The organism is Streptomyces bottropensis ATCC 25435, assembly GCF_000383595.1.
In the GTDB taxonomy this organism is placed as follows: domain Bacteria; phylum Actinomycetota; class Actinomycetes; order Streptomycetales; family Streptomycetaceae; genus Streptomyces; species Streptomyces bottropensis.
This window is the reverse complement of sequence record NZ_KB911581.1, coordinates 6,093,540-6,119,384: the sequence shown is the minus strand read 5'-3', so window position 1 is coordinate 6,119,384 and position 25,845 is coordinate 6,093,540. Positions and strand designations below refer to the sequence as shown.

General features: G+C 71.5%; 20 protein-coding genes and 1 pseudogene. 12 read left to right on the top strand and 9 right to left on the bottom strand.

Going from position 1 to position 25,845, the window contains the following annotated elements; translation table 11 throughout:
* Window positions 1–124 precede the first annotated feature (124 nt).
* The 5 genes from STRBO_RS0127325 to STRBO_RS0127305 all read right to left on the bottom strand — a co-directional run bounded on the left by STRBO_RS0127325 (window position 125) and on the right by STRBO_RS0127305 (window position 9,584).
* Window positions 125–5,314 carry a family 43 glycosylhydrolase gene (locus STRBO_RS0127325; RefSeq protein ID WP_005484347.1) on the bottom strand — a complete coding sequence of 1,730 codons (5,190 nt, stop codon included), beginning with the start codon at window positions 5,312–5,314 and terminating at the stop codon, window positions 125–127.
* A gap of 249 nt (window positions 5,315–5,563) precedes the next feature.
* Window positions 5,564–6,523 carry a GNAT family N-acetyltransferase gene (locus STRBO_RS0127320; protein ID WP_020115157.1) on the bottom strand — a complete coding sequence of 320 codons (960 nt, stop codon included), beginning with the start codon at window positions 6,521–6,523 and terminating at the stop codon, window positions 5,564–5,566.
* A gap of 176 nt (window positions 6,524–6,699) precedes the next feature.
* Window positions 6,700–7,479, bottom strand: coding sequence for an FAD:protein FMN transferase (locus STRBO_RS0127315; protein WP_005484344.1), 780 nt, complete (start codon window positions 7,477–7,479; stop codon window positions 6,700–6,702).
* 4 nt (window positions 7,480–7,483) lie between these two features.
* A complete protein-coding gene (locus STRBO_RS0127310; RefSeq protein ID WP_005484342.1) occupies window positions 7,484–8,224 on the bottom strand; it encodes an FMN-binding protein in 741 nt (246 codons plus the stop codon).
* A 16-nt stretch (window positions 8,225–8,240) separates the two neighbouring features.
* Window positions 8,241–9,584: a ferredoxin reductase family protein gene (locus STRBO_RS0127305; protein WP_209442956.1), complete on the bottom strand. Its 1,344-nt coding sequence runs from the start codon at window positions 9,582–9,584 to the stop codon at window positions 8,241–8,243.
* Window positions 9,585–9,731: 147 nt separating this feature from the next.
* Between STRBO_RS0127305 and STRBO_RS0127300 the strand changes: the two genes are divergently transcribed.
* The 3 genes and pseudogenes from STRBO_RS0127300 to STRBO_RS42285 all read left to right on the top strand — a co-directional run.
* Window positions 9,732–10,421, top strand: a complete 690-nt coding sequence (locus STRBO_RS0127300) for a response regulator transcription factor (protein ID WP_005484338.1) — start codon at window positions 9,732–9,734, stop codon at window positions 10,419–10,421.
* Entirely contained in the window at window positions 10,418–11,929 is a 1,512-nt protein-coding gene (locus tag STRBO_RS0127295; RefSeq protein WP_005484337.1) for a sensor histidine kinase, read from the top strand. Before STRBO_RS0127300 ends, STRBO_RS0127295 begins: the two co-directional genes overlap by 4 nt.
* 151 nt (window positions 11,930–12,080) lie before the next feature.
* Window positions 12,081–12,513 (top strand): annotated as a pseudogene (locus STRBO_RS42285) (response regulator transcription factor); the annotation flags it as partial.
* Window positions 12,514–12,633: 120 nt separating this feature from the next.
* Here the strand turns inward: STRBO_RS42285 and STRBO_RS0127285 are convergent.
* Window positions 12,634–13,401: an SDR family NAD(P)-dependent oxidoreductase gene (locus tag STRBO_RS0127285; protein WP_020115155.1), complete on the bottom strand. Its 768-nt coding sequence runs from the start codon at window positions 13,399–13,401 to the stop codon at window positions 12,634–12,636.
* Between the two features lie 419 nt (window positions 13,402–13,820).
* Here STRBO_RS0127285 and STRBO_RS0127280 point away from each other — a divergent pair, with 419 nt between their 5' ends.
* From STRBO_RS0127280 to STRBO_RS0127250, 7 genes are all read left to right on the top strand, one after another.
* A complete protein-coding gene (locus tag STRBO_RS0127280; RefSeq protein WP_005484330.1) occupies window positions 13,821–14,366 on the top strand; it encodes a MarR family winged helix-turn-helix transcriptional regulator in 546 nt (181 codons plus the stop codon).
* A gap of 268 nt (window positions 14,367–14,634) precedes the next feature.
* Window positions 14,635–15,357, top strand: a complete 723-nt coding sequence (locus STRBO_RS0127275) for a response regulator transcription factor (protein WP_005484328.1) — start codon at window positions 14,635–14,637, stop codon at window positions 15,355–15,357.
* 365 nt (window positions 15,358–15,722) lie between these two features.
* Window positions 15,723–16,964 (top strand): cytochrome P450, encoded by a 1,242-nt coding sequence (locus tag STRBO_RS0127270; protein ID WP_005484326.1) that lies wholly within the window; start codon window positions 15,723–15,725, stop codon window positions 16,962–16,964.
* Between the two features lie 44 nt (window positions 16,965–17,008).
* Window positions 17,009–17,206 (top strand): ferredoxin, encoded by a 198-nt coding sequence (locus STRBO_RS0127265; protein WP_020115154.1) that lies wholly within the window; start codon window positions 17,009–17,011, stop codon window positions 17,204–17,206.
* The gene (locus tag STRBO_RS0127260; protein ID WP_209442954.1) at window positions 17,203–18,399 is read left to right on the top strand and encodes an NAD(P)/FAD-dependent oxidoreductase; all 1,197 of its coding nucleotides are present in this window, start codon (window positions 17,203–17,205) and stop codon (window positions 18,397–18,399) included. Before STRBO_RS0127265 ends, STRBO_RS0127260 begins: the two co-directional genes overlap by 4 nt.
* Before the next feature lie 230 nt (window positions 18,400–18,629).
* Window positions 18,630–20,462 carry a flavin-containing monooxygenase gene (locus tag STRBO_RS0127255; RefSeq protein WP_005484320.1) on the top strand — a complete coding sequence of 611 codons (1,833 nt, stop codon included), beginning with the start codon at window positions 18,630–18,632 and terminating at the stop codon, window positions 20,460–20,462.
* A 17-nt stretch (window positions 20,463–20,479) separates the two neighbouring features.
* Entirely contained in the window at window positions 20,480–22,174 is a 1,695-nt protein-coding gene (locus tag STRBO_RS0127250) for a hypothetical protein (RefSeq protein WP_020115153.1), read from the top strand.
* 46 nt (window positions 22,175–22,220) lie between these two features.
* Here STRBO_RS0127250 and STRBO_RS0127245 read toward each other — a convergent pair whose 3' ends face one another.
* Window positions 22,221–23,171 (bottom strand): alpha/beta hydrolase fold domain-containing protein, encoded by a 951-nt coding sequence (locus tag STRBO_RS0127245; RefSeq protein ID WP_005484318.1) that lies wholly within the window; start codon window positions 23,169–23,171, stop codon window positions 22,221–22,223.
* 81 nt (window positions 23,172–23,252) lie between these two features.
* Between STRBO_RS0127245 and STRBO_RS0127240 the strand changes: the two genes are divergently transcribed.
* On the top strand, window positions 23,253–23,747 hold the full coding sequence (locus STRBO_RS0127240) for a MarR family winged helix-turn-helix transcriptional regulator (protein WP_028796870.1): 495 nt from the start codon (window positions 23,253–23,255) through the stop codon (window positions 23,745–23,747).
* A gap of 56 nt (window positions 23,748–23,803) precedes the next feature.
* Here STRBO_RS0127240 and STRBO_RS0127235 read toward each other — a convergent pair whose 3' ends face one another.
* The gene (locus STRBO_RS0127235) at window positions 23,804–24,907 is read right to left on the bottom strand and encodes an NAD(P)/FAD-dependent oxidoreductase (RefSeq protein ID WP_005484316.1); all 1,104 of its coding nucleotides are present in this window, start codon (window positions 24,905–24,907) and stop codon (window positions 23,804–23,806) included.
* A gap of 135 nt (window positions 24,908–25,042) precedes the next feature.
* On the opposite strand from STRBO_RS0127235, the gene STRBO_RS0127230 reads away from it, so the two are divergent.
* Entirely contained in the window at window positions 25,043–25,531 is a 489-nt protein-coding gene (locus STRBO_RS0127230; RefSeq protein ID WP_005484314.1) for a phosphatase domain-containing protein, read from the top strand.
* A gap of 21 nt (window positions 25,532–25,552) precedes the next feature.
* Here STRBO_RS0127230 and STRBO_RS0127225 read toward each other — a convergent pair whose 3' ends face one another.
* The gene (locus STRBO_RS0127225; RefSeq protein WP_005484312.1) at window positions 25,553–25,768 is read right to left on the bottom strand and encodes a dodecin; all 216 of its coding nucleotides are present in this window, start codon (window positions 25,766–25,768) and stop codon (window positions 25,553–25,555) included.
* Between the last annotated feature and the right edge of the window lie 77 nt (window positions 25,769–25,845).

The following is a 25,845-nucleotide window of genomic DNA, read 5'->3' as shown; positions in this document are numbered from 1 at the left end:
CGTGCCCCTGAAGATCACGAGGCTGCGCCCCTCGCCTCTTCACCCTCCCCACCGCCCGCCCATGCGCCGAGCCGCGCCCGGAAGGTCCGGGCGCGGCTCGGTCTTGCTGGGTGGTGCGATGGTGTTACTTGCGGCCGATGGTGATGCCCTTCGTCGCGGCCGTCTTGTTCTCGTAGACGACCGTGCCGGTGGACTTCTTCCAGATCTTGATCTTGAAGGTGTCCGGGCCGTCGCCGGCCGTGACGCGGAAGAGGTAGCCGCCCTTGCCGTTGACGGTGCCGTAGCCCTGGAGGACCGCCTCGGAGCCGCTGACCACGAGCCATTCGATGCTGGTGGAGCGGAACTTCAGCTTGGCCGCGGCGAAGTCGAACGCGACCTTCCCCGACGGCTTGGTGTCGCTCTTGCCGTACGTGGCGGTGAAGGAGAAGTCCGCCTTGCCGGTCAGCTTCGGGCCTGCCGGGTACGCCCCGGCGGGGGAGGTGAAGCCGCCGTCACCGGTCGCGGAACCGGCCTTGCGGTCGAAGACGACCAGCTCGTCGATCGTGCTGCTCGCCGTGGCGCCGTCGTCGTCGGTGACGGTGATCACCGGGGCGAAGACGCCGGCCGTGCGGTAGGTGTGCTCGGCCTTGCAGCTGCCCGCCGTGACCTTGCCGGCCGCCGGCTTGCCGCCGTCCTTCCAGTCGATGCTGCAGGTGTGCGTGTCACGGGTGCCCGCGTCGGTGAACTTGACCCGGACCCTGGTGACCTTGCCCGTCTCCGAGGTCTTCTTGCTGGTCACCGAGGTGATCTCCGGGGCCGCGTTGGTGACGGTGACGGTGGCCGTGTCCGAGCTGCGGCCGCCGGTGAGGGTGACCTCGAAGGAGCCGTTGTCGGCGCAGGTGATCGTGGTCCTCGCGGAGCCCGCGTCGGCGAAGACGCAGGGCGCGCCCTGCTCGGCCGTCCACTTGGCGGTGCCCGCGCCGGAGACCGTGCCGTTCAGCTGGATCTTGGCGCCTTCCTTGCCGGAGACGTCCGCGCCGGCCCGGGCGATGGTGACCGGGTCGATGCTCTCCAGGGTGGGGACGACCTTCTTGATCAGGCCGTCGGCGTCGAACTCCATCTTGTCGACGGTGGTTTCGCGGTGGGTGCCGTCTCCGCCGGGGATGGCGAAGCGGTGGTAGGCGATGTACCAGTCGTCGGTGCCGGGGACATGGACCACCGAGTGGTGGCCGGGGCCCTTGATGCCGAGCGAGAGGTCCTTCTCCAGGATGACGCCCCGCTTGGTCCAGGGACCGGTGGGCGAGGAGCCTGTGGCGTAGGCGACCCGGTAGTTCTCGTCACGTGTGTCGTTCTCCGACCACATGAAGTAGTAGGTGCCCTTGCGCTTGACGATGAACGTGCCCTCGTTGTAGCCGCTGGGAGTGATGTCCGTGACCTTGGCCGCGTCGAACGACACCATGTCGTCCTTCAGCGGGACCACGTAGGCGCGGCCGTTGCCCCAGTAGAGGTACGAGGTGCCGTCGTCGTCGGTGAAGACCGCCGGGTCGATCATCTGGCCCGGGAGGGTACCGGCCTTCAGCAGCGGCTTGCCGAGGGCGTCCTTGAACGGGCCGGTGGGCGAGTCGGAGACCGCGACACCGATGTTCGCGTCGGCGCAGAAGTAGAAGTAGTACTTGCCGTTCCGCTCCTCCATCGCCGGTGCCCAGGCCCTGCTGTCCGCCCAGGAGACGTCCGGACCGAGGTCCAGGATGACGCCGTGGTCCTTCCAGTGGACCAGGTCCTTGGAGGAGTACGCCTTGAACTGCGTACCGCTCCAGCCCTCGAAGCCGTCGGTGGTCGGGTAGATGTAGAAGGTGTCACCGAAGCGGACGATGTTCGGGTCCGCGTTGAGGCCGGGCAGCACGGGGCTCTTGAGCTCGCGTGCCGACACCGTCCAGGTGCGCTTCTTGCCGTCGGAACCGGTGACCTCGTACTTCACCGGCTTGCTGAAGTTCTGCACGCTGCCGGAGGCGGGGCTGATCGTCGCGCCGTGGGCGAGGGTGAACTGCGGTGCCAGCTCGGTCAGATCGGTGCCCGGCTTCATCGGCAGCGTGACGCGGCTGTCGGCGTCGTCGATGACGGCGTCCGTCTTCTGCGCCGGGTGGGTCACCTTGGCGATGCCCGTGGTGTTGCCGCTGATCTCCAGGACCTCGGCGGGCGTCAGCGCCCGGTCGTAGATCCGGAAGTCGTCGACCTCACCGCCGAAGTACGGGTCGGGGGCGTACATGGACCGGCCGATGTAGCCGCTGTAGTCCTTGTTCGCGTCGTACAGGTCGGACGGCTTGACGGTGACGTCGGTGGCGCGGGAGACCTCGACGCCGTCCGCGTAGAGGATGGCCGTCTTGGCGCCGCCGTCGACGGTGACGGTGACGTGCTGCCACTTGCCGGGGGTGAGCCGGGCGCCGGACAGCTTCTTCTCCGCGCCCCAACTCGCCGCCGTGATGGCCGAGTAGAGGGACGAGGAACCGTTGGAGGGGCTGGCGAACAGGTACTTGTCGCTGTCCGGGCCGAGGCCGAACAGCCACTGCCAGTTGTCGCCGCCCTTCCACTTCGCGTACGTGGAGACGGTGACGCTGTCGGCGCCCTTCAGCACGCCGTTCGGGATCTTGACGTACGGCGAGCTGGAGCCGCTGTCGCCGCCGGACATCTTGAAGGAGCCGCCGTCGACGCCGGTGGCGAAGTCGGGGGTGCGGACGTAGGTGCCGTGGTAGCCGTGGCCGCTGGAGTCACGGGCGATGTTGCCGCCGCTCTCGTCGAAGCCGTAGTGCACCAGCAGGTCGGCCGGGACGTCCGGGCCCTCGGCGGAGACCGTGACCTCGGCGGTGACCTGGATCGCCGAGTCGCCGGGCAGGTCGCCCTTCACCGTGAAGGTGCCGGCCTGCGCGTACTTCGAGGCGTCCACGTCCTCCCAGGTGACGGCGACGGGCCGCTCGGCGCCGTCGGCGAACTCCGCGATGACGGTGGCCGGCAGGACCGGGGCGTCGCCGATGCGCGTCTTGACCTTGATGTCCTCGACGCTCGTGACGATCCCGTCGGGCTGGTAGGTCTTCAGCAGCCGGTCGTACTCGTCCTGGGTGACCGGGAGCACCGTGCCGTGCCGGGGCTTGGACGGCAGGTCGTAGCCGGTGGACGGGGTCCAGACACCGGAGTCCAGGTCCTTCGTCTCGAAGGGGATGTAGCCGCGGCCGCCGAACTCGTCGAGGAACGCGTACCACTTGTCCTCGGTGTTCGACTTGAACACCAGCGGGCCCTCGGCGGCGTTCATCGCGCCCTTGCCGATGCCCTCGGCGACGGAGGTCCAGGAGAGGTTGCGGAGGGTGTCGCTCTTCTCCTCGAAGATGAACTTGCTGTTGGGGGTGGAGGAGGAGTTGTTCCGCTCGTCCTTGGAGAGGCGGTAGTACTCGCCGTCGTGCTGGATGACGGTGGAGTCGATGACGGAGTAGCCGCGGTCGACCCAGACCTTGGGCTCGCTGAAGGTGTAGAAGTCACGGGTCGTCGCGTACATCATGCGGTTGTACGTGTCGCCGGAGTGGGCCTCGTTGTCGTACAGCTTCGACGCCCAGAACACGACGTACTCGCCGAGCTGGTCGTCGTAGTACGCCTCCGGCGCCCAGGTGTTGCCGGCCGAGTCGGGGGAGACCTTGACCAGGCGCTGGTTGGTCCAGTGCACCAGGTCGGTGGACTCCCAGACCATGATGGACTTGCTGCCGGTGCGCTGGGAGGCGTCCCAGTCGCCGTTGCCGTAGATCTTGAGGTCGGTGGCGATCTGGTAGAACTTGTCGCCCTCGGGGGAGCGGATGATGAACGGGTCGCGCAGGCCCTTCTCACCGAGCGTGGAGGTCAGGACGGGCTTGCCGTCGTTCAGCTCCCGCCACTTCAGCGGGTCGTTGCCCTTGCTGAGCGCCGCGTACAGCTGCTCGCCGTCCGAGGTGCCCTCGCCGGTGAAGTAGCTGAACATGTAGCCCTTGAGGGCTTCCTTCTTGGGCAGTTCCGGCACCTTCGCGGTGAAGGCGCGGGTGGTCCTCGCGTCGCCCTTGGTGACCGTCGCGGTCAGCGCGACGGTCGTGGTGCCGTCGCCGTGCGCGGGACGGTGTACCTCGCCTCCGGCGGACACGACGGCGGTGTCGGCGGAACTCCAGGAGACCTTGGTGCCGAAGTCGCCGCTGCCGGGGAGCGTCAGGTTGCCGCGGACGTCGTCGAGGTTGTGCACCGTCAGCGCCTCGGCGGCCTGCTTGACGGCGGTGGTGTCGTCGAAGGTCGGCAGGACCGTGACCTCGAAGGACTTGGTGGCGCTCGCGGGGCCCTTCTTGAGGGTCGCCGTCAGCGTGGCGTGGCCGTTCGGCTGACCGGCGGCGGGGCGGGTCACCGCGCCGGAGTTCGAGACCACGTCGGTGTTGTCGCTCTTCCAGGTGATGGAGGAGCCCCCGGCCGTACCGGTCTTCGGCAGGTCCAGGTCGGTGGTGACCGCGCTGGTGTCGCCCAGGGTGAGGGCGGCCCTGTCGGCGGCGAGGCCCTGCTCGGCGATGGGGAGCGAGAGCTGCTCGACCTCGGAGCCGGTGAGGGCGCGGTCGTAGACCCGGAAGTCACGGATCTTGCCCTTGAAGAGCTTGTCGCTCGTGTAGACCGACTTGCCTATGTGGTTGGCGGTCGTGGTGCCCGAACCGATGGAACCCGGAGTGGTGGTGACCGAGGTGTTGCGGCCGACCTCCGCACCGTCCTCGTACAGCACGCCCGTGGTGCCGGTCTGGGTGTAGGTGAGCTGCTTCCACACCGAACGGCTCAGGTTGTGCGAGTCGCCGGGCCGGGTGTTCTGCTCGGTCGACCAGTTGCCCGAAGCGATGGCCGTGCGCAGCGAGTTGCCGGTGGCGAAGAGATAGCCGTTGCCCGTGCCGCTGCTGGTGTTGCCGAAGCCGTAGATGAAGTACGGGCCGACCTGCGACTCGTCCATCAGCACGTCCATGGAGACGCTGATGGAGTTCATGCCCTTCATGATGTCGTTCGGCACCTTGATGTAGGTGTCCGAACCGTTGAAGGAGAGGCCCTGGCCGTCACCTGTCCAGCCGGCCGTGCCGTTCACCGTGCCGTTGCGGCCGTGGCCGGAGGCGTCGACGGCCGTGGTGCCGGAGGTGGCGTCGAGCTTGTACCAGAGGGCCAGCCCGTCGGTGAGATCGGCGTCGTCCGCGGCGGCCGGGGCGACGGGCCCGGCCAGGCCCAGGAGGAGTGACGCGGCGGTCAGTCCGGCGAGCGGACCCGCCCAGCGTCTCGCGCGGCCGCGCAGACGTTCGATGTACGTCATATCGAGTTATCCCTGCTGAGAGCACGGCTGATGAAGGGGTGGCGAAGGCAAGGGGAAGACAAGGGGAACGGGGTCGGGAAGAGGCGGGAGCCCTCGCCCCGGGCTTCCCGCTGTTTCGACCATGTGACGTCGTGTTGCGAGAGTGTCAATCGGAGTGTGGTGGGGCGTCAAGAGGTTTCGAACAACGTCCGACAGGCCGAACAGAAAGCCCCCGCTCTCCAGGGAGAACGGGGGCTGTGGGTACCGCGCCTACCTGACGGGACGTATCAGTTCCCAGGTGTCGACCGCGAAGTCCAGCTTCATGCCGTGCCGTTCGTAGAGGGCGAGGGCACCGGTGCTGTTGTCGGTGTCGACGCCCAGACCGATACGGTCGCGGCCCAGTGCCGCGAAGCGACCGAAGGCGTGGCCGAGCAGCAGACTGCCGAGCCCGCGGCCCCGGGCCTCGCGCAGGACGCCGAGACTGGTGATCCAGGCCATGGCGGAACGGTCGTTGCGGCACCGCACGGCCGCCACGTCACCGAGACCGTCGACGTGAGCGATCCAGATGAGGGACCAGTCGACGTGCTCGGCGTCGATGTCGTCCAGCCACTGTTCGTACGTACGCGGCTGGAAGTCGAAGTGGTCGGCGAAGGACGCCTGCAGCAGCTCGTGGGCCTTCCTGCGGTCCGGCTCGGTGGCACAGGCGCGCAGGGTGACGCCGGGCGGGGGTGTCGCCGGCGGCTCGGCGGGGGACAGCGGGCGGGCCATGACGTTGTAGCGGCGGACCGCGCGCCAGCCGCGCTCGCGCAGGGCGTCCAGGTCCATCGTGGGCGCGATGTTGAGGTGCATGTGCACGACGGCCCGGTCCGCGCCGTTGGCCGCCGCGCGCTCCGCCGCGCGGGCCTCCATCAGGTCGAACAGGTGCAGCGCGCCGAGCGGTTGGTCCGGCAGCGTGTAGTGGTCCATGTCGATGCGCTCGCCGCCGGACTCGTCCCACTGCAGCCCGTACGCCACCAGTCGGTCGCCGTCGAACAGCAGCCAGGAGTCACGCGTCAGGTCCGCCTCGGGATGCTTCAGGTCGGCCCGTACCTCGCCGAGTTCGGTCTCGGCGCGGCCGATCTCCAGCACGTCGATCTCGTTGAGCAGCGCGCACACCGCCTCCGCGTCGTCGAGCGTCGCCGGGCGCACGGTCAGGCCGGGCGGCAGGGGGGTGGGGTGCGTCGTCGTCATGAGGTCACTGTCGGGGGGCGGGGGCATGGGCCGCAACGGGATTTCGGGAGCGGCGGGGTGGGGTGGTGCGGCGGCGTGCGTTCGTCGGGTGCGGGTCCGGTGGGGCTTCGCACGCTTCCCCGCACGCCGGGCGCGGCGGAACGATCACCCGCGGCACGTGCGCCCCCTACGGCCCCTCACGCCGCCACCGGCAACCCCGGTGTGCGAAAGACCCGTTGCTCCGCATCGACCGCGAACACCTCGCAGCCCTTCCGCGACGCGGCCCACTCGATGCCCTCCTTGCCCATCGCGAAGGCAGCCGTCGCGGTCGCGTCGGCCTCGGTGAGGGACGGGGCCACGACCGTGAGGCTCAGCAGGCCCGTCGCGGGGCGGCCGGTGCGGCCGTCGAGGATGTGGTCGCCGCGCTCGTAGCGGGCGGAGGTGGCGACCGCGCCGTCGGTGACGGACAGGACCGCGCAGAGGCGGTCGGCCCGCTCGGGGTGGCGTACGCCCACCCTCCACGGACCTCCGGTCGCCGCCACGTCGCCACCGGCGTTGAGGCAGAGGCGCCGCGCGCCCAGGCCGGTCAGCAGTTCCGCCGCCCGCTGCACGGCCCACCCCTTCACCATCGCGCAGGGGTCGAGCCCGCGCCCCGGCAGCCGTACGTCGAACGCGCCGCCGGTCGCCACCCGGTACTCCTCACAGAGGGCCAGCACCTCGGCCAGGTCCCGGCTGACCTCGTCCGGCGCCAGTTCGCCCCGGTCCAGCCGCGAGACCTCGCTGTCCTCGCGGAACGGGCTGAACCGGGCGTCGACCTCGCGCAGCCAGGCGAACGCCGGCTCCACGGACTCGGCGGTCATCGGCCCCTCGCGGCCGACGTTCCCGCCCGTGTCCGCTCCGCCGCTCCCGGCCTCGTGCTCGCCGTCCTCGACGAGCAGCGAGATCGGGAACCCCATGATGTGTTCGACGCGGCGCACCGGATCAGGCCTTCGCGTCGAGGGCGGCCTGGAGGGATTCCCGGTAGCCGTCGCTGGTGATGGTGGCGCCGGAGACGGTGTCGATGTCGGCGTTCTGTGCCGCCAGCGTCTCCTTGATCAGTACCGGGACGGCCGCCTCGGTCTGCGGGTGGTTCGGCTGCTTCAGCATCTCCACCGAGGCGATCGCGTCGCCCTCGAAGGTCACCTGGACCTGGACGTCACCCTTGGAGGTCCCGACGGTCGGTCCGGCGACGGTCCGGCTCGTGGTCTCCCCGGACGCCTCCGAGTCCTCCGAAGCGGACCCCGCCGCGGAATCGGAGCCGGAGTCGGAGCCGGAGTCGGCCGAGGACGCCGACTTCCCGTTCTCGTCGATCGTCGCCTGGAGGGACTCCCGGTAGGCGTCGCTGGTGATGGTGGCGCCGGAGACGGTGTCGATGTCGGCGCTCTGTGCCGCCAGCGTCTCCTCGATCAGCACCGGGACCGCCGCTTCCGTCTGCGGGTGGTCCGGCTGCTGGAGCATGCTCACGGCCGTGATCTTCTCGCCCCGGAAGGTCGCCTGGACCTGCACGGGACCCTTCTCCGTGTCCACGGTCGGGCCCTTGACCACGGTGGAGCCCGCCGCGGCGGACGCGGACGGGGCGGGCTCGGCGGTCACCGTCGTGGTCGTCGCGGTCGAGGGGGAGTAACGCCAGAGGGGCACCAGCGCGGCGGCGCTCAGGACCAGGGCGGGTATGACTCGTTTCACAGTGCGTTCCTGTCCCTCAGCCGGCCAGGCTGAAGCGTTCGAAGTGGATCTGCGGCTTGGGTACGTCCAGTTCGCGCAGGCTGCCCAGGACCGCGTTCATCATCGGCGGGGGCCCGCACAGGAACACGTCCCGGTCGGTGATGTCCGGCACCATGCGCCGCAGCTCGCCCGGCGCCAGCAGGTCGGGGCTGACCGGCCCGGAGAGCAGGTGCAGTTCGGCGCCCTTGTCGAACGCGAGCCGCTGGAGCTCGCCGTAGAGGACCGCGTCCTGCTTCGCGCCCACCCGGTAGATGACCACGGCGTGGCCCTCGATCTCCTCCAGCAGGGCCCGGATCGGGGTGACACCGACGCCGCCGGCGATGAGGACGGACTCCGGCCGGGTGCGGTGCATCGCGGTGAAGGCGCCGTACGGGCCCTCGGCGAAGACACGGGTGCCGACCTTCACGTGGCGCAGGGCCGCGGAGCCCTCGCCGGCCGCCTTCGCGGTCAGCCGCAGCTGCTTGCCGTCGGGCGCGGCCGACAGCGAGAAGGGGTTGGCCTGCCACCAGCGGTCCCGGGTCAGGAAGCGCCACAGGAAGAACTGGCCGGCCCGCGCGGGCATCCGGTCCAGGTCTCGGCCGCTCATGTAGATCGACACGACGTTGTCCGCCTCCGGGACGACGGCGGTGACCCGGAGCTGGTGACGCCAGTTGCGCCACAGCGGCAGCACCAGCCGGCCCAGGAACACCGAGGCCAGGGCCACGCCCCACAGCACGTACCAGTAGGCCGTCGCGGTCTTCGACGAGGCGAAGGACGTACCCGCCGTGACCTGGTGCGTGAAGGCCAGGACCACCGCGACGTAGGTGTAGAGGTGGATGAAGTGCCAGGTCTCGTAGGCCAGCCTGCGGCGGGCGAAGCGGGCCGAGACGACACCGATCACCATGATGATGCCGAGCGCGACGATCGCGCGCAGTACGCCCTCGACGGTCTCGGCGAGGTCGACCAGCTGGCTGACCGGGTCCATGTCCGAGGACTGGGCGTACCCGAAGCTGATGAACGTGCCGTGGGCGATCAGCAGCCAGAGCACCGAGAACCCGGTCCAGCGGTGCCAGGAGGTCAGCCGGTCCATGCCGATGCGCCGGTCGAACCACGGCAGCCGGGCCACCAGCAGCAGCTGGAAGGCCATCAGCAGCGCGCCGTACAGACCGGTGAGGCGACCCAGCACGATGAGGGCGTTCGAGGCGAAGCCCCCCTGGACGAAGAAGAAGGTCACCAGGGCCGCGTTCGCCGCCAGCACCGAGTACAGACCGGTGCGGGCGACCACTTTGGGGCGTGCTCCCGAGCGGCCGACCGCCGCGGGGGGTTGCTGGACAGTGGTCACGGGGACAGCTCCTTGATCAGGTGGGGATACGAGCTTCGCCGGTCCGCGCTGTCGTTTTCCTGTCGGACAACTTTCAAGTTTTTATCGATCGGCTTCCAAACCGTGAGCGGCTATGGCGTCAAGCGATCGGTGCCGCAGTATGAGGGCGTGGAAAAAGTGCGACTTCTCGTGGTGGACGACGACCCGCCGATCGCTGACCTGGTGGCGACCGTCGCCCGCTACGAGGGCTGGGACGCGGTCACGGCACACTCCGGTGAGGAGGCGCTCCGGCAGGCAGCCGCGTTCCGTCCCGACATCGTGGTCCTGGACCTGATGCTGCCGGGCGTGGACGGCTTCGGCGTGCTCGACCGGCTGCGCCAGTCCGGCACGATGGTCCCCGTGGTGTTCCTGACCGCCCGCGACGGCGTCGCCGACCGCGTCGCCGGCCTCACCCGGGGCGGCGACGACTACCTGGTCAAGCCCTTCGCCGTCGAGGAACTCATGGCCCGGCTGCGCACCGTGCTGCGCCGCAGCGCCGGGCCCGCCTTCCAGCGGTCCGTGCTCCACGTCGCGGACCTGTCGATGGACGAGGACACGCGCGAGGTCCGGCGCGGCGACAAGCTGCTCACGCTCACCCCCACCGAGTACGAGGTCCTGCGCTACCTCATGCGCAAGTCCCCGACCGTCCTCACCAAGGCACAGATCCTCGACCACGTCTGGGAGTACGGCTTCGGCGGCCGCTCCAACGTGGTGGAGCTGGTCGTCAGCCGGCTGCGCCGCAAGCTCGACGACACCGGCGAACCCCTCATCCACACCGTCCGGGGCTTCGGCTACGTACTGCGTCAGGCCACGGAGTGATCGCCCGGCTTCGGCAGAGCTACCGCTCCACGCGCCTCGGCACCCGGCTGGCCCTCGGCCTGGGCGCCCTGGCGCTCGTCGTGTTCGCCGTCGTCGGCAACGCGCTGACCATGTACATGCGCGACTACCTCTCCGCCCAGCTCACCGAACAGCTGCGGATCGCGCAGGTCGCCCAGTCCAAGAGCATCGCGGCCGACGGCACGCTCAAGGGCAAGAAGTACTGGGGCTGGTACTACGCGGTGTACGACACCTCCGGTGGCACCCCGGTGCTCCGCACGCCCGAGGACCCCGCCGACGTGCCCGAGGACATCGAGGAGTTCACCCTCGTGGCCAAGGCGCTGACCGCCGAGGGCACGGAGGTCACCCGCACCGAGTACCTCAAGGGCGCGGGCCAGTACCGGCTGCGGGGCTGCGAGGTCGAGCCCGGCCTGGTTCTGGTCAGCGCCGCGCCGATGGAGGACATCGACGACACCGTGACCCGGTTGATCACGGTCCAGGTCGTCACGTTCGCCCTCGCCCTGCTGGCGCTGGTGGTGTTCGGCCGGGCGATGCTGCGGCGCGGGCTGAAACCGCTGAGCGACATGGCGCACACCGCCCGCGGCATCACCTCGCACGACCTGACGGACTCGGCGCGGCTGCCGGTCCGCCACGACAACCGCGACGGCGGCTTCGAGGTGGAGGAGCTGCGCACCGCCTTCAACACCATGCTGGAGCACATCGACGACGCGCTCGCCGTCCGCACCGAGGCCGAACAGCGCCTGCGCCGCTTCGTCGCCGACGCCTCCCACGAACTGCGCACCCCGCTGATGTCGGTACGCGGCTACGCCGACCTCTTCCAGTACGCCGCCGCCCACAGCCCCGAGGAACGCGACAAGCACCTGGCCCGGCTGCGCGCCGAGGCCGCCCGCATGGGGTATCTGCTGGACGACCTGCTGATGCTCGCCCGCCTCGACGCCGCCGACGTGGAGACCCCGCTGCGGCTGGAGGAGGCCGACCTGGTGCAGCTGGCGCTCCAGGCGGCGGACGCCTTCCGCGCGGGCCACCCCGGCCACCCGCTGACCGTGTCGACCGGCTCCGGGCCCGTACGCCTGCGCCTGGACCCCCTGCGTCTGCGCCAGGTCCTGGACAACCTGCTCACCAACGCCGCCGTGCACACCCCGGGCGGCACGGAGGTCCGCCTGGAGGTGCGCGTCGGGTCCGGTACCGCCGAGGTGCGGGTCACCGACTTCGGTCCCGGTATCCCGGCCGACGACCAGGAGCGGGTCTTCGACCGTTTCTACCGCGTCGACAAGGCCCGCAGCCGTGACCGGGGCGGCAGCGGCCTCGGCCTCGCCGTGGCCAGCTCCCTGGTCCGCGCCCACGGCGGCACCATCACCCTGGCCGGCGAACCGGGCACGACGACGTTCACGGTGAGCCTGCCCACGGGAGACGCGGGTGCAGGTGCGAGCGCGGGCGCGGGCGCGGGTGCAGGCGACAGCGGCGAGGGCGAGGGAGAGGGCAAGGCGTAGGGGGGCGACGACCACGGGGAGCGGTCGGCTCGGGCCGCTCCTGCCCAGCCCCGCCCCACCCCGTCGCCCACGCCGACCGGCATGGGCAGGACGGTGCGGCAGGCCGCGCGGGCCACGGTCCACCTGGTCGTCGCCGCCGCGATGGCCTTCGGCCGTCGCGGGGAGCGGCCCCGTGGTCCTGCCCGCACTGCTGGAACACCGCCCGGACGTCGCCGTCCTGGGCGTCCGGATGCCGCCCGGCTTCCGTGACGAGGGACTGCCGCCCTGGAGGCCCGCCGGGTGGACGAGCTCCTGGACGCCCTCGACCGGGTCGCGGCCGGCGGCGCCGCGCTCGACCCCGAGGTGGCGACCGAACTGCTGACCCGCCGCCGGGACTCGCCGCTGGACTCGCTCACCCCGCGCGAGCGGGAGGTGCGGCCGCTGATGGCCGAGGGGCACGACACCGCCACCATCGCCAGGACGCTGGTCGTCACCGAACGCGCGGTCGGCAAGCACATCGGCAACGTCTTCCTGAAGCTCGGCCTCCCGACCGGCGACACCGCGGTCATCGCAGGGTGCTGGCCGTGCCGGCGTACCTGAACCACAGGCAGCGGGCCCCGAGGCGGGCGGGGGAGAGGGGGCGCCGGCCGGGCCCGGCCCCGGAGGGCCCCGGGAACGACGACCCTGCCGGCGTCGGCCGACGGTCCCGGCCGGGGCGTGGCTCGTCAGACGGCGGCCCAGGCGTCGTCCACCGGCAGCACCGCGCCGTTGACGAAAGCGGCCGCGTCGGAGGCGAGGAAGAGGATCGCGTCGGCCTGCTCCTCGGCCGTGCCGAGCCGGCCGATGTTCGCGCCGATCAGCCCGCCGATGACGGAGGGGCCGTGGGCCTGCTGGTCGGCGTCCACCTGGATGTTGGTCATCGTGGGGCCCGGCGCTATGGCGTTGGCCCGGATGCCCTGCTTGCGGTACATCACCGACAGGCTCTTCACCAGGCCGACGATCCCGTGCTTGGACGCGGTGTAGGCGGCACCGGCCGCGCCGCCGCGCAGTCCGGCCTCGGAGGCGGTGAAGACGATCGCTCCGCGCCCCGCCTCCAGCATGTGCGGCAGGGCGGCCCGGGTGAGCAGGAACGGCGCGGTCAGGTTGACCCGGACGACCCGCTCCCACTCGGCGTCGGTGACGTCCGCGAGGGCCGACATCCGGTCCATGATCCCGGCGTTGTTCACCAGGACGTCCAGCCCGCCGAAGGCCTTGACGGCCCGCGTGACGACCTCGTCCACGACCGCCTGCTCGCTGAGATCGCCGACCACCGGCAGGGCGGTGCCGCCGGCCGTCCCGATCGTCGCGACGGTCTCCTCGGCGGCCGCCTCGTCGAGGTCGGCGACCAGCACCTTCGCGCCCGCCGCGGCGAACTTCAGGGCCGCGGCCCGGCCGATGCCGGAACCGGCGCCCGTGACGACGACACTGCGGCCGTCCAGCCCGTTGTCGCTCATGAACTGTTCCTCTTCCGTCGGGTGGGCCGCTTGCGGGGCGGGGGATGTCCGCCCCGCGAACGGCCCACGATCAGTGGTCCGAGGGCGCATCGCGTCCCCCGAGCACGTGCGGGACGCGGAGGCGCGAGCGAGCGTCCCCGGACCCGGCGCCGTTCCGGGGGGTGGTGATCGGCGACCTGGCCCCGGGGACGGCGCCCGGCCCCGTCCCCACGGGTGCGGCGCGCCGGATCCGATCCGCTCGAACGGGCCCGGCCCCAGGTCGCCCACGGCCGGGAAGCCTCGGGCGACGTCTTGCGAGCGACGCCCGCCCCGGGCGTCGTCTTGCTTGAGTTAGGCAAGCATATGTGGCTTACTTGAGTCAACGATCGAGCCTGGTGGGATTGCTTGAGTTAGGCAACGAGAGGGGTAGGGTGAGGTTCATGTCCTCATCGCCGCCGACGGCCGGTTCCGCCTCCCCGGAAGTGATCGACATCGAACGGGCTCTGACCCGGATCACCTATCTGAGCACCAGGGCCCGCCGGCACGAGCGACTGATGGCCCTCGCCGGAGTGCCGCTGGACCGGGCCGCCGTCTCCCTCCTGCGACAGGTGGCCGACTTCGAACCGCTGCGCCCGGGGGAGCCGGCGGACCGCCTCGACGTCGAGGCCCCCCATGTCACCCGCCAGGTACAGCGGTTGGAAAGGTCCGGCCACCTGACCCGTGTGGCCGACCCCGGCGACCGTCGCGCCCTGCGCGTCCGCCTGACCCCCACCGGCCGGCAGGCCGTCGACCGGATTCGCGAGGCCGGCGCGATCGGCATGTGTCTGGCACTCGCCGACTGGCCCCCGGACCGGATCCGTCAACTCGCCGCACTCGTCAACCGCCTGGTCGACGCGTTCCTGACCCACCCCGTCGACGCGGGCCAGGGCCCCGGCACGGGATCACCGGCCTCCGCCGCAGGTGATTCCCGGGCCGTGTCACGGTGACCTGCCTCGCCCTCCGTGCCCAAGTGGCCGTGGGGACCGCACGAACGGCCACGACGAACAGCCACGACGGACAACGCTCCGCCCGAACGGTCACGACGAACAGCGCTCCCCCCGCACAGCGACACCCTGGCGGCGAAGAGGCGAGCAGGCGGACGGCGAGCAGGCGATCGCCCCTCCCGAAGCGCCCGCTCTCGAAGCGCCCCTCCCGATGTACGCCTACCGAAGCATCCCTTCCCCGCGAAAGAGCCCGACACGGATGGTCTTAACCATGCACGGCAGTCCCAGTGACAAACCGTCGCTCCCCCGAGGCGCAGGCCAGCACGTCCTCGTCGTCACGCACGACCCGGACGCGGCCGAACTCCTCTCCACGACACTGGAGTTGGCGGGATACCGGATCCACACGGCGGACACCGGCACCGATGCCGTGCACCGGCTCAACGGCGGGCGCTTCGACCTCGTCGTGCTCGACCTGGCGCTTCCGGACCTGGAGGGCCTCGGCAGGGAACGCCGCCCCGTCGCCCACCGCCCACCCGTGCTGTTCCTGACGCAGTACGACTCCCTCGGCAGACTTCTCCCCGAAGTCGGTCTGGGGGAACAGGACTACGTCACCAAACCCTTCCGTATCGCCGAGGTGCTGGCCCGTGCCCAAGTCCTGTTGCGTGGCCGCGAACCCGTCCGCCGGGACGGTGAACTGTCGTACGGCGACCTGGTCCTGAACGATCCGGCCTGCCAGGCCCTGCGCGCGGGGCGGGCGTTGAACCTCACCCCGGCGGAGTACCGTCTGCTGCGCCACCTCCTGGTGAACGCCCACACCGTGCTGTCGAAGGAGCAGATCGGCCGCTATGTGTGGGGCGACTTCCGCGGCGACAACGCCATCGAGCAGCTCGTCTCCCGCCTCCGTCGCAAGGTCGACCGGACGGCCCCGCCCCTGATCCACACCCGCCGGGGCTTCGGTTACTGGCTGGGCGACGCGCATGGCCAGGAGCGCTGAACGAAGCCTTCATGGGCATCCCGAGCAGCAAACGCACCCTCATCGCGTCGGTAGACCCGACACCCCACCCCATCGCCACCAGGGCGGCGCCGGACCTCTCCGGCGTCGCCCTTCCGCGTTCCGGGCAGACGCGCCCCGCTCTCCGCGTGTACGTCAACTGCGCTACGGGACAAGCTGCTTGGAGTCACACCCCGGGTCCTTACGGTCCCCGGCGCGGCGCCGCGATGTGATCCGGGTCACGTCAGCTTCCTGTCAGGCAACTGGCGGCGAGTCGTCAGACCACTCTGTTTGCATGTGCTCATCGAGGCCTCGAAGCATCCCCGGCGCTCCGCCCCACCGCCAGCCCCCACCACCGAGGAGAGTCCATGGCCGACACACTGACCGACGCCGCGTCCGGCCCGCACGGGCAGCTCCCCGACCACCCGATGGCGAGGGCGTCGGCCTGCCCCCTCGCACCGCCCCCGGCAGCGGCCGGGCTGCGCGGCGACCGGCCGATCACCCGGGTGCGGATCTGGAACGGCAGCACTCCGTGGCTGATCACCCGCCACGCCGACCAGCGAACCCTGCTCACGGACCCGCGTGTCAGCAACGACGACCACGAGCCGGACTTCCCCCACGTCAACGCCCACCGGGCGGCGATCGCCCCGCACACCCCGAAGCTGATCACCAACACGGACGCACCGGAACACACCCGACTGCGCCGCTCGGTCAACGCGCCCTTCCTGGTCAAGCGGGTCGAGGCGATGCGCCCGGCCGTGCAGAAGATCGTCGACGACCTGATCGACGCCATGCTCGCCGGCCCCAACCCGGCCGACCTGCTCACCGCCCTGGCCCTGCCGGTGCCCTCACTGGTCATCGCCGAACTGCTCGGCGTGCCGTACGAGGACCACCACTTCTTCCAGGAGAACAGCAACCGCGTCCTCGACAACTCCCTCACCGCCGAGGAGGCCCAGGAGTCCAGCCGTGCCCTCGGCGGCTATCTGGACGCCCTGTTCCGCACCAAGCTCGAACAGCCGGGCGACGACGTGCTGCCCGAGATGGGCGCCCGCGTCACGGCGGGGGAGATGACCCATCAGGAGGCCGTCAGCATGGGCGTGGCCATGCTGATCGCCGGCCACGAGACCACGGCCACGATGATCAGCCTCGGCACGCTCGCCCTGTTCGAGCACCCGGACCAGCTGGCGGTGCTGCGGGACACCGAGGACCCGAAGGTCGTCGCGGGCGCCGTCGACGAGCTGCTGCGCTATCTGTCCATCGTCCACTCGGGACTGCGCCGGGTCGCCAAGGACGACATCGAGATCGGCGGCCAGGTCATCCGCAAGGGCGACGGCCTCCTCTTCGACCTCCAGACCGCCAACTGGGACCCGGCCGCCTTCCCCGAGGCCGAACTGCTCGACCTCGCCCGCCCCGCCCGTCAGCACAACGCCTTCGGCTACGGCCCCCACCAGTGCCTCGGCCAGAACCTGGCCCGCCTCGAACTCCAGGTCGTCTACGGCACGCTCTACCGCCGGATCCCCACCCTCCGCCCGGCCGCCCCGATCGAGCGGCTGGCCTTCAACCACACCGGCACCACGTACGGCGTGACGTGTCTGCCGGTCGCCTGGTGACACCCCCCATGCCCGCACCAGCACCGGAACCAGAGGAGCGACCCATGCGTGTGGAACTCGACGAGCCCAAGTGCGTGGCCTCCGGCCAGTGCGTGATGGCCTCCCCCGAGGTGTTCGACCAGCGGGAGGACGACGGTGTCGCGATCCTGCTGGTGGAGCACCCCGGCGACGACCTCATGGACGGCGTGCGGGAGGCCGTCGCCATCTGCCCCGCTGCCGCCCTCCGCCTGGTGGACCGGTGAGGCGGACGGTGGTCGTCGGCGCCTCGGCCGCCGGGCTCGCGGTGGCCGAGACGCTGCGCCGCGAGGGCTACGACGGCACGCTCACCCTCGTCGGCGACGAACCCCATGCCCCCTACGACCGGCCCCCGTTGTCCAAACAGCTCCTCGCGGCGGAGTGGGACACCGACCGGCTGGCCCTGCGCACCCCGGCCCACCTCGACGGGCTCGACCTGGACCTGCGCCTCGGGACCGCCGCGACAGGCCTCGACCTGGAGCGGCGCCGGGTACGGCTCGCCGGCGGCGACGCGGTGCCGTACGACGCTCTGGTCATCGCCACCGGCGTACGCCCGCGGCGGCTGCCCGGTGCGGGTGCGCACGTGCTGCGCACCCTGGACGACGCGCTGGCCCTGCGGGAGCGACTGACACCGGGGACGCGGCTGGTCGTGGTCGGCGCCGGGTTCCTCGGCGCGGAGGCCGCCGCCGTCGCCGGGCGGCTCGGCGCGAAGGTCACCCTGCTGGAACCGGCGCCGGTGCCGCTGGCGCACGCGGTCGGCGGGCAGGTCGGCGCGGTGCTGTCCCGGGCCCACCTCGACCACGGCGTGGACCTGCGCACCTCGGTCACCGTCACCGAGGTGACCGAGGACGGGGTGCGGCTCGCGGACGGCGCGACGGTCGAGGCCGACGAGGTGCTGGTCGCGATCGGCTCGCTGCCGAACACCGAGTGGCTCGCGGACAGCGGCCTGGCCGTCGGCGACGGCGTGCTGTGCGACCGGTACTGCGAGGCCGCGCCGAACGTGTACGCGGCCGGTGACGTGGCCCGCTGGCACAACCCGCTGTTCGGCACCTCGATGCGCGTCGAACACCGTACGAACGCCGCCGAGCAGGGCATGGCGGTCGCCCGCAACCTGCTCCGGCCCGAGGAGCGCCGGCCGTTCGCGCCGGTGCCGTACTTCTGGTCCGACCAGTACGACATGAAGGTCCAGGCCTACGGCCGTCCGCGCGGCCACGACGAGGTCGCGGTCGTGGAAGGGGATCTGGCCGAACGGCGGTTCGTGGTCGTCTACCGCACCGGCGACCGGGTCACCGGCGCCCTCGCGGTCGGCATGCCGCCCAAGGCGATCCGGCGGTGGCGGCAGGCCGTCGCCTCCGGCGCGCCGTGGCACACGGCGCTGCCCGACGAGCGTCCGGCCGCGGCGGCTCCACCGAAGGCGTGACGCCGTCACCGGAGGCCGGCGGCACGGGCCGTACCGGCGCAGACGGCCGGTTCCGCGGCATTCCCAGCCGGCCCCGAAGCGCGTTACATCAACGGCACGGACCTTCTCGTCGACGGCGGACGGCCCGCCCGGCCCCGGCACCACCGACCGGCCCGAGACCTCCGTCCGCCCGCCCCACCGCGGCGACGCGCACCGACACCAGACCTACCAGGACCGCAGAGAGGACACCGATGTCCACCCCCCACAGCCCGTCCGACCCCCTCTCCCTCGACCCGCGGGTGCTGGGCTTCGACCCCGAAGCCCTGCGCGCCCGCTATCGGGCCGAGCGCGAACGCCGCATCCGGCCCGACGGCGGCGCGCAGTACCAGCGGATCGCGGGCGAGTTCGTCTCCTACGACGACGATCCGTACGCCGACGAGGAGTTCACCCGTGAGCCGCTGCACGACCGGGTCGAGGCGGTCGTCGTCGGCGGCGGCTTCGGCGGGCTGCTCGCCGGCGCCCGGCTGAGGCAGGCGGGCGTCGAGTCGATCCGGATCATCGAGAAGGGCGGTGACTTCGGCGGCACCTGGTACTGGAACCGCTACCCCGGCATCCACTGCGACATCGAGTCGTACATCTATCTGCCGCTGCTCGAGGAGCTGGGCTACGTCCCGCGGTGGAAGTACGCGCCGGGCGAGGAGATCAGGCAGCACACCCGCGCCATCGGCCGCCACTTCGACCTCTACCGCGACGCCTGCTTCCAGACGGTCGCCACCGAACTGCGCTGGGACGACACCGAGTTGGAGTGGATCGTCGCCACCGACCGCGGCGACCGCGTCCGGGCCCGCCATGTCGTCGTCTCCAGCGGCACGCTCAGCCAGCCGAAGCTGCCCGGCATCCCCGGCATCGAGACCTTCCAGGGCCACACCTTCCACACCAGCCGCTGGGACTACGGCTACACCGGCGGCGACGCGAACGGCGGCCTGACCGGGCTCGCCGACAAGCGGGTGGCCGTCATCGGCACCGGCGCCACGGCCATCCAGATCGTCCCCCACCTCGGGGCCGACGCGGCGCACGTGTACGTCTTCCAGCGCACCCCCTCCACGGTCGACGTACGCGGCAACCGTCCCACGGACCCGGAGTGGGCGAAGACGCTCACCCCCGGCTGGCAGGGGCGGCGCAGGGACAACTTCCTCAGGACCGTCACCGGCGTCCGGGCCGGGACGGACCTGGTGAACGACGGCTGGACCAGCAGTGCCCGCCTCCAGGAGAAGCTCATCCCGACCGAGGCCTACGCGGACGTACCGGCGGACGAGCGTGAACGGGCGTACGAGATCGCCGACTTCCAGAAGATGAACGAGCTGCGCGACCGCGTGGCGGCGATCGTCGAGGACCCGGAGACCGCCGAGAAGCTGAAGCCCTGGTACCGCTACATGTGCAAGCGGCCCACCTTCAGCGACCAGTACCTGCAGACCTTCAACCGGCCCAACGTCACCCTCGTCGACACGGCCGACACCCACGGGGTCGAGCGGATCACCGAACGGGCCGTGGTGGTCGGCGGCGTCGAGTACGAGGTGGACTGCGTCATCTTCGCCACCGGTTTCGAGGTCGGTGTCTCGGGCCTGCTGTCCGGCCGGCTCCCGGCCTACGGCCGAGGCGGCGTCGGTCTGCTGGAGACCTGGGCGACGGCCGGGCCCAGGACCCTCCACGGCTTCTACAGCCACGGCTTCCCCAACCTCTTCCAGCTCGGCCCCCTGCAGAACGCCAGCGCCGTCAACTACGTCCACATCCTCGACCAGCAGTCGATCCACGTCGGCGAGGTCGTCGCCGAGGCCCGCAGGCGCGGAGCCCGGTACGTCGAACCGACCGCCGAGGCCGAGACCGCCTGGGTCGCCACCCTCCGCGAGAAGGCCGCCGACCTGTACCGGTTCCAGGCGGAGTGCACCCCCGGCTACTACAACAACGAGGGCCGGCCCCGCCGGCGCAGCGAGTCCTACGGCGACGGACCGGTCGCCTTCCACGAACTGCTCCGCCGCTGGCGCGCCGACGGTGGCATGGACGACGTGCTCGTGGGTGCCGAATGAGAAGGGCGCACGAGGACATGACGGCCCCGGGAACGGAACCGGGCGCGGGGCCCAACCGGTACGACGAGAGTGGCGCGCTCCGTACCACCGGCCCGCGGTGGCGGGCGCGGCGGCTCAACCCGCCCAACCCGCTGTGGGGTTCCAACGGCGTCGCCTTCGGTCCCGACGGGCGGCTGTACGTCGCGCAGTTCCTCGCCGGGCAGATCAGCGCCGTCGACCCGGCCACGGGGGACGTGGACGTCGTCGTCCCGATGGACGGTCCGGTGCAGTCGCCGGACGATCTCGCCTTCGGCGCCGACGGCTCGATGTACATAGCCGATCTGGTGCCGGGCCGGGTGTGGCGCCGAAGCCCGGCGGGGGAGTACCACCTCGTCTCCGACGACGTCACGAACCCCAACGGCATCACCTGCGTCGGCGACCGTCTCTTCGTCAACGAGATGAAGCCGGGCGGGCGGCTGATGGAGCTGTTCCCGGACGGCGGCGACCCGGTCGTCCTCACGGACGGTCTGGCCCTCGGCAACGCGATGCAGCTCGGCCCGGACGGACACCTGTACTACCCGCACATGCTCACCGGTCAGGTCTGGCGGATCCCGCCGGACGGCGGGACGCCCGAGGTGGTCGCCGAGGACGTGCACGAGCCGGTCGCCGTCCGCTTCGACCGGGGCGGTGTCCTGCACGTCCTCTCCCGGGGCGTCGAGGGCATCGTCACCCGCGTCGACCTGCACGGCGGCGGCAGTCGCACGCGCGTCACCAGCGGGCTGAGGGGTCTCGACAACGCGGCCTTCGACGCCGAGAACCGCATGTTCGTCTCCAGCTACGCCAGCGGCGGCATCACGGAGCTGCACCCCGACGGCCGCACCCGGGAGATCGTGCGCCGCGGCTTCGACGGCCCCTACGGCGTGACGGTCGACCTCGGCGGTACGGTCCACGCCGCCGACCACTACCGCCTGGCGAGCCCGGCGACCACCGACGAGGGCGAGCCGCTCGGCCCGTCCCCGCAGGCGGGGCCCGGCGGAGTGCGGACCCACCTCCTGCTCCCCTTCGCCCACGGCATCACCGCCGACGGTGAACTGCTGCACCACACTTCACAGTTCGGCACGGTGCGGACCTACGACACCACCACGGGGGAGGTCCGGGAACGGGCACGGGGGCTGAACCGTCCCCTCGGCATCGCGGTCCGGCCCGACGGTGCGCTCGTGGTCGCGGAGACGGGCGCGGGCCGGGTCCTCGCCATCGGGGACGAGGACGGCCCCGACTCGGTGACTGTCCTCGCGGAGGGTCTCGACCAGCCCACTGACGTGGTCCTCGACGAGGAGGGCCGGCTCTACGTCAGCGAGGAACGGCTCGGCGCGGTGCTCCGGATCGGGACGGACGGGGGGACGGCCGTCGTGGTGGACGGGCTCGGCGCCCCGCAGGGCCTGACGGTCCTCGGCGCGGAACTGTTCGTGGTGGAGACCGGGCACCGCAGGCTGCGGTCGGTCCGTCTCACCACGGGGGAGTCGCGGATCGAACTGGAGGAACTGCCCGTCGGCCCGCCGCCGGGCGTCGTCCCCCGCACGGAACCGGCCCTGTTCGCGGACATCATGCCCGGCATGGCCCGCCGCTTCGCGGGCCTCGCGACCGCCCCGGACGGCACCCTCCTGCTGTCGGCCGATGGCGAGGGCACGGTCCTGCGGCTGACACCCGGGCAGGAGGACCGGCCCGAGGAGTAGGCACCCTCGTCCCCACGGGCCCCACCGCCCGCTGTCAGGGGAGGAATCAGGGGAGGATTCCGGGGAAGAACGCCCGCCGCACCTGTTCCGCGATCAGTGGATACACCTCGCGGGCCCTGGCCTCGTCGCCGGTGTCGTAGCCGTGGTCGGCGCCGGTCACGTCGTGATGGCCCACGAGGGACCCGGCCGTGCGCAGCCGGTCCGCGTAGGCCACGCCCTCGGCCTTGAGGAGGTCGTACTCGGCGGTGACGACGAAGGCCGGCGCGATGCCCCGGAGGTCGGCGGTGTCCGAGGGGTGCGCGGGCGAGACCAGACGGTCGGCGCGCATCGTGGGGTCCGGGATGTACGAGCTGTCGAACACGTCCGCCATCCACGGGCGCAGCAGGGGCCTGGCGATGGCGGCCCGCTTGTCGCGGGCGCCGGTCGCGAGGTCGAGCGGCGGATAGTGCAGGACCTGGAGGGCGATCGAGGGGCCGCCCTCCTCCAGCGCCTGGCGGGCCACCGCCGCCGCGAGGCCGCCGCCCGCGCTCTGGCCGCCCACGGAGAGCCGGCCGCCGTCCCAGCCGTGCTCGCCCCCGTGCCCGGCGGCCCACCGGACCACCTCGAACGCCTGCCGGGGCGGCGCCGGGAACGGGTGCTGGGGAGCGACCACGTAGTCCACGTTGAGCACGGCCACACCCGCCTCGGCGGCCAGACACCGGCACAGCGCGTCGTCCAGCTCGATCTGCGGCATGACGTAGCCGCCGCCGTGGAAGTTGACGTGGAGCGGCGGGGGAGGGGCGCCCTCGGCACCGGCGGGTACGTACAGCACGGCGCGGGCCGGGCCGTACGCGGTCGGTACCGTCAACTCGCGGGTGGCACAGGTGTATTCGGGCAGTCGGGCGAGCCAGGCCGCCCGGGACCCTGGCCCACTGGGCCGGCGGGCGGCCACGCCCGAGAGACGTTGCATCGCCTTGGCCGCGAGGGCGGCCACCGCCGGACGGGCGAGAAGGGACATGGAGACTCCGTTCGGAACACGGGGACCACCCGGGGCGATGAACTTACTTGAGTCAGGCAACAAGATGGTAAAGTAGGGCTCATGCCCCCCTCACCGCCACCCTCCGACCCCGCTTCCCCGGAAGTGATCGAGATCGAGCGAGCCCTCACGCGCATCACCTACCTCAGCACCCGGGCCCGGGCGCACGAGCGTCTGATGAGCCTGGCCGGGGTGCCGCTGGACCGCGCCGCCGTGGCCCTGCTGCGGCAGATCGCCGATTCCGAGCCGTTGCGGCCGGGGGAGCTGGCCAACCGCCTCGGGGTCGAGGCCTCGCACGTCACCCGCCAGGTCCAGCAGCTTCTGAAGGCCGGTTACGTCACCCGCGTACCCGACCCGGACGACCGGCGCGCCCAGCGCATCGAGCTGACGGCGGTCGGCAGGGAGGCGATCGGCCGTATCCGCGAAGCGGGGGTGCGCGGTATGCAGATGGCGTTGTCCAAGTGGTCGCCCGAGGAGCTTCGGCAGCTGGCGGGACTCTTCCACCGGATGGTGGACGACTTCCTCACCCACGCCAACGACCTGGTTCAGGGGGACTGACGGGGTGTTCGGGTGCGGGTTCGGGGGCTGCTGGTTTCCGTGCCCGCACCCGCCGCTCAACCGGCGTAACCCAGCTGCTTCCTGATGTACGGCGTCATCAGCGTCCTCGCCTTCGCCAGCGTGGACGTACGGCCCCCGAGCACCGCCGTCTCACCCCCCGGCACCGGCAGGAGCGTGATTCCGTCGGCCGGCCCGAGCGGCACGATCAGCGGAGTCCGCCGGATCGGCCGGTACAGCCGCGGCTCCTTGCGGTGCCTGCCCGGACTCTCCAGATACGCGCGGATGTTGTGCGCGGCGATGTCCGCCTGGGCGAACGCGACGGGGGACACCTTCAGCTCGCTGGCGTCGTTCACGTCACCGACCGCGAACACGTCGAGGCGCCCCTCGACGCGGAGCGTCCGGTCCACCTTGACCTGCCCCGCCGGGTTGAGCCAGTCCCCGTGCCCGGCCAGCCGCAGCCAGAGCGTGTTCGGCGTGGTGCCGTTGGCCCAGAACGACAGGTCGGCCTCGATGAGGTTGCCCCGCCCGTCCCGGTAGGTGCCGAAGTCCGGCCCGGGTGAGACGAACGAGTCGAGCCGCACCTCCACGTCGCGCGCCTCCAGCCACGCCAGGGCCCGCCGTCCGGCCCACTTGCTGCCGGTGGAGCTGAGCAGCTCGGACCCGGCGTGCGCGAGGGTGACCCGCGCGTCCGGCCGGGCCAGCCGGATCTCGGCGGCGAGTTCCACGCCGCCCGGCCCGCCACCGACGACCAGGACGTGCTCGGCGGCGGCCACGCTCTCCTGGTGCGCGGTGAACGTCTTGCCCGCCTCCTCGGTGGTGGTGCCCAGGAAGCGGGCCGGTTCCGGGTAGTCCGCCCCGGTCGCGATCACCACCACGTCGTACGGCAGCCGCTCGCCCGTCGCGAGGGTCACCTGCCGCTCGCCGGTGTCGATGCCGACCGCCTTGCCCGTCACGACACGGCCGTTGCGCAGCAGCCTGTCGTACGGGATGAAGGGCGTCGTCGTCCATGCCTCGTGCACGCCCGCGCGCAGTGCGGCGATGCGGTGGAAGAAGACCTCCTTGCGGTCCACGAGGGTGACCCGTGCGACCTCGTCCAGTTGTTTGGCGAGGCGGATGCCCCCGTATCCGCCGCCGATCACGATGATTTCGCCGTCAGGCACGCCGATTCTCCTGTGCTGTGTGGGGGGAGAGGCGACGAGCGTAACGTTTGAAACATCAAGTTACTGGTGGAGTTCGTGTTTGTTGTGTGAAGCGACAACGGACGACACGAGTCATCTGCTGCCTAGGCTGGGGCCGTGACCGACAACCACCGGCCCCTCGCCGTTTTCGACCTGGACAACACCCTCGCCGACACCGCGCACCGGCAGCGGTTCCTGGAGCGCAAGCCGCGCGACTGGGACGCGTTCTTCGCGGCGGCCCCGCAGGATCCGCCACTGGCCGAAGGGGTCGCGCTGGCGCGGGAGAGCGCACGGGAGTGCGAGGTGCTGTACCTGACGGGGCGGCCCGAGCGCTGCCGCCGCGACACCGTCGACTGGCTCGCCGCGCACGGCCTGCCCGAGGGGCGGATCCGGATGCGCCGCGACAATGACCGCAGGCCCGCCCGCCGCACCAAGCTGGAGATCCTCCGTGAACTCGCCCGGACCCGCGAGATCCGCGTCCTCGTGGACGACGACGAACTCGTCTGCGAGGACGCGGAACGGGCGGGCTTCACGGTCGTACGGGCGCGCTGGGCCGCCGCCTCCGCCGCGCTGAAGGCGGCGCAGGAGCGGGAGGGGCGGACCTGAGCGCGGGCCCGAACCGGCCGGTCAGTCGGTGTCGTCCAGCCGGAAACCGAGCTTCAGGCCGACCTGGTAGTGCGCGATCTGCCCGTCCTCGATGTGTCCGCGGACCTGTGTCACCTCGAACCAGTCCAGGTTGCGCAGGGTCTGGGCGGCGCGGGCGACGCCGTTGCGGATGGCGTGGTCGACGCTCTCGTCCGAACTGCCGACGATCTCGGTGACCCGGTAAACGTGGTCGGTCATACGGGTTCTCCTTGTCACGTGCTCCGCCGTGGCCGGTGCGCCACACGCCATTCCACGGTGCCTCAGAGTGTGCGGGT